This is a genomic window from Streptomyces spiramenti (assembly GCF_012034385.1).
Taxonomy (GTDB): domain Bacteria; phylum Actinomycetota; class Actinomycetes; order Streptomycetales; family Streptomycetaceae; genus Streptomyces; species Streptomyces spiramenti.
The window spans coordinates 1-3,751 of record NZ_JAAVJB010000354.1; the positions used below are offsets into that span (position 1 = coordinate 1).

3 protein-coding genes are annotated in these 3,751 nt (G+C 72.7%); 2 read left to right on the plus strand and 1 reads right to left on the minus strand.

Annotated features, from left to right (window positions below):
* Positions 1-59: 59 nt before the first annotated feature.
* On the minus strand, positions 60-839 hold the full coding sequence (locus HCJ92_RS23045; RefSeq protein ID WP_167935541.1) for an FCD domain-containing protein: 780 nt from the start codon (positions 837-839) through the stop codon (positions 60-62).
* 253 nt (positions 840-1,092) lie between these two features.
* Here HCJ92_RS23045 and HCJ92_RS23050 point away from each other — a divergent pair, with 253 nt between their 5' ends.
* Positions 1,093-2,469 carry an MFS transporter gene (locus HCJ92_RS23050; protein ID WP_167935542.1) on the plus strand — a complete coding sequence of 459 codons (1,377 nt, stop codon included), beginning with the start codon at positions 1,093-1,095 and terminating at the stop codon, positions 2,467-2,469.
* Positions 2,466-3,751: dihydroxyacetone kinase family protein (locus HCJ92_RS23055; RefSeq protein ID WP_167935543.1), on the plus strand; the 1,286-nt coding region annotated here is incomplete at its 3' end. The genes HCJ92_RS23050 and HCJ92_RS23055, both read left to right, overlap by 4 nt.

A 3,751-nucleotide genomic window follows, 5' to 3' on the forward strand; every position in this document is an offset into this window, starting at 1 on the left:
GGCGCCGACGGCACGTCAGCCGTCGGCGCCCGGCGCCGTGTCCGTCCTCGAAGGCCGACTCAGCCGGCGGAGGCGTCACCGGCCTCGGCCGCCGGGGAGGCCATCGCCGCCCGCAGGCGCTCGCTGGCCATCGTCATGTGGTCCGCCATGGCGCGTTCGGCGCGGTCGGGGTCGCCGTCCGCGATGGCACGCAGCACCGAGTCGTGCTCGCAGAGCGTCCCGCTGATGGTGCCCTCGATGTCGCTGACCCGTTCCATCCACACCTGGAGCAGCGCGCGGATGCTGTAGAGGATGTCGCTGAGCACGCTGTTGCCGGCGATCCGCGCCGTCTCCAGGTGGAAGGCGATGTCCGCGTCGATGAAGGCCCGGCGGTCCTCCCCGGCCTCGCGCATGTGCGCCAGGTGCTCGGTGAGACGCGCCACGCCCTCGGGCGTGGCGCGCTCGGCGGCGAGGCGGGCGGAGATCGCCTCCATGTGGGTGCGTACCTCCACCAGGTCCTGGGTGCGCGGCTGCCCCAGCATCAGACCCCAGTTGATGGCGCGCGGCAGGAACTCCGAGGTGCCCTCGCGCACGTAGGAGCCCGAACCCGGGCGGATCTCGATGATCCCCAGCACGTCGAGCGCGGACAGCGCGCCGCGCACGCTGGACCGCGCCACCCCCAGGGCCTCGGCGAGCTGGCGCTCCGCCGGTAGCCGGGTGCCGGGTCGGATGTCGCCCGCGGAGAGGTGGTCCAGGAGCCGCTTGGCGACCTCGCTGACCGAGGACTCGCGCACCACCGGTCGCAGGAGCTGCTCCAGGCCGGGGGTGGCGGGGATCTGCTGATCGGGCTGACTGGTCACGCGCCCTAGTACACCAGATCCGCACCCGCCCCTCGGGCGGCGCGACCCGCCGGGGGGCGTTCACGCCCCGTACCGGGACCGGCGCAGGAGTATTGGCAGCTGCAATCCTGTGACCCAGGTCACACCGGTAAATTGGTGACCAATTTACCGATCGGGGTCTAGCGTGTGCTCAATCCGGCCGACGAGGAGCCGCCTTGGCTCGGCCGAATCTGAACCACCCGGACGGAGTTGTCCGGAGAGCCGAGGAGTCACCATGGGTGCAGCCGAAGCCCAGACCGCCACCACGGTCGAGAGATCCGCCATCAGGAAGGTCTCGGTCCGCCTGGTGCCCTTCGTGGCGCTGATGTTCTTCGTGAACTACCTGGACCGCACCGCGATCTCGTTCGCCGAGCCCAACGGGATGGGTGACGACCTGGCGCTCACCGCGGCTCAGTTCGGGTTCGCGTCGGGGATCTTCTTCCTGGGCTACATCGTCCTGGAGGTCCCCAGCAACATGGCGCTGCACCGGTTCGGTGCCCGCCGCTGGCTGGCGCGGATCATGATCAGCTGGGGTGTCGTGTCTCTGCTCTTCACCTGGGTGCAGAGCAGCGAGCAGCTGTACGCCCTGCGCTTTCTGCTCGGGGTCGCCGAGGCCGGGTTCTTCCCCGGCGCGATCCTCTTCCTCAGCCAGTGGGTGCCCTCGCAGCACCGGGCCAAGATCCTCGGCCTCTTCTACCTGGCCCAGCCGCTGACCACCGTCATCGGCGCCCCACTGGCGGGCTGGCTCATCAGCCACCACGGCCTCTTCGGCCTGGAGGGGTGGCGCGTGATGTTCCTCTTCGTCTCGCTGCCTGCCATCCTCCTCGGCATCGCCGCGCTCTTCGTCCTGGTCGACCGGCCCGAGGACGCCAAGTGGCTCGACCGCGAGGAGAAGACCTGGCTCACCGGCGCGCTGGCAGCCGAGAACGCCGGCAAGACCGGCAACTCCTCCCGCCACCACGCCAAGGGCGACCTGCGCCGTGCCCTGACCAGCTCCCGCGTGTGGGTGCTCTCCCTGGTCTACTTCGGCTTCGTCTACGGCCTCTATGCGCTGGCCTTCTTCCTGCCGACCATCATCGACGGCTTCCAGGAGCAGTTCGGCACCGAGTTCAGCGTGATGGACAAGGCGTGGATCACCGCCATCCCGTACCTGCCCGCAGCGGTGGTGCTCTTCTTCTGGACCCGGCACGCCAACCGCATCGGGACCCGGACCTGGCACATCGCCGGCCCCGCTGTCGTCGGAGGCATCACCGTCCCGCTCGCCTTGTGGGCGGGGTCGCCCGCCGCGACGGTCGCCGTCATCACCGTCACCGCCTGCGCCATCTTCGCCGCGCTCCCGGTCTTCTGGACCGTCCCCTCCCGCTTCCTCACCGGGGCTGCGGCAGCCGCCGGCATCGCGCTGATCAACACCATGGGCAACGTCGCAGGCTTCGCCTCCGGCTACGTCACCGGCTGGCTGCGCGACCTCACCGGAAGCTACGTCGTCCCCCTCTACCTCGTCGGGTTCTTCATGCTCCTCTCCGCCGTGCTCATCACCGGCATCTCCACCCGCACCCAGGCCCCACCGGCCGTCGACGCGCCGGCCGACGACACCCCGGAGGTCCGGTCGTGACGCACCTTCACAACGACCCGGCGGACTTCGCCGACGAGGCGCTGGCCGGCTTCGCCGCAGCCCACGCGGCCCGGGTGCGTCCCGTCGACGGCGGCGTCATCCGCGCCCACGGGACCCCCGTCGGCCAGGTGGCCGTCGTCGTCGGCGGCGGCTCGGGCCACTACCCGGCCTTCGCCGGGCTGGTAGGACGCGGTCTCGCCCACGGCTCGGCCGTCGGCAACGTCTTCGCCTCCCCGAGCGCCCGTCAGGTGCACTCGGTGGCGACCGCCGCCCACGGCGGCGCCGGGGTCCTGCTGATGTTCGGCAACTACGCGGGCGACGTCCTCCACTTCGGCGAGGCCGCCCAGCGGCTCACCGACGACGGCATACCCACCGAGACCTTCGCGGTGACCGACGACGTCGCCGCCGCGCCGCCCGAGGACCGCCGCGACCGGCGGGGCATCGCCGGCGACCTGCCGGTCTTCAAGGCGGCAGCCGCCGCGGCCGAACAGGGGCTGCCCGTCGGCGAGGTCCTCGCCACCGCCCGCCACGCGGACTCCCGCACCCGGTCCTTCGGCGTCGCCTTCGGCGGCTGCACCCTGCCGGGCGCCGACGCGCCGCTGTTCACCGTCGCGGAGGGCCGTATGGCGATCGGCCTCGGCATCCACGGCGAGCCCGGCATCGGCGAGGCACCGCTGCCCACCGCAGACGAGGCCGCCGCGCTGCTCGTCGACACCCTGCTCGCCGAACTGCCCGACGACGTCCCTGCCCCCCACGGGCAGCGCGCCGCCGTCGTGCTCAACGGCCTCGGCGCGGTCACGTACGAGGAGTTGTTCGTCGTCTACCGCACGGTCGCCCGCCTGCTCGGCGAGGCGGGCGTGCGGATCGTCGAACCCGAGGTGGGGGAGCTCGTCACCAGCTTCGACATGGCCGGGGTCTCCCTCACCCTCACCTGGCTCGACGACCGCCTCGCCGAACTCTGGGCCGCCCCCGCCGACACCCCCGCCTACCGCAAGGGCGTGCTTCCCGACGCGGGCCCGCCCACCGGCTCCCCGCCGGCCGTCGCCACCCCGGCCCCGGCGGACCGCCCCCGGGCCGGCGAGCCGGCCGCCGAGGTCTCCCGCGCCGCCGCGGCGCGGATCGTCGACGCGCTGAGCGCGGTCGCGGCCGTCGTCGACGAGCACGTCGAGGAGCTTGGCCGCATCGACGCCGTCGCCGGGGACGGCGACCACGGCATCGGCATGCAGCGCGGCGCCCACGCCGCCGCCTCTGCCGCGAGGAAGGCCCACACGGCCGGCGCCGG